The organism is Pantoea sp. USHLN256, from assembly GCF_037149875.1.
Lineage (GTDB): Bacteria > Pseudomonadota > Gammaproteobacteria > Enterobacterales > Enterobacteriaceae > Pantoea > Pantoea nemavictus.
This window is the reverse complement of record NZ_JBBCQO010000057.1, coordinates 1-223: the sequence shown is the minus strand read 5'-3', so window position 1 is coordinate 223 and position 223 is coordinate 1. Positions and strand designations below refer to the sequence as shown.

Annotated in this window: 1 rRNA gene; it reads right to left on the bottom strand. The window is 56.5% G+C overall.

From position 1 onward, the window contains the following. Positions 1 to 223, bottom strand: a 16S ribosomal RNA gene (locus WFL93_RS24225); the annotation flags it as partial.

The following is a 223-nucleotide window of genomic DNA, read 5'->3' as shown; positions in this document are numbered from 1 at the left end:
TCAGGCTTGCGCCCATTGTGCAATATTCCCCACTGCTGCCTCCCGTAGGAGTCTGGACCGTGTCTCAGTTCCAGTGTGGCTGGTCATCCTCTCAGACCAGCTAGGGATCGTTGCCTAGGTGAGCCATTACCCCACCTACTAGCTAATCCCATCTGGGCACATCCGATGGTGTGAGGCCCGAAGGTCCCCCACTTTGGTCTTGCGACGTTATGCGGTATTAGCT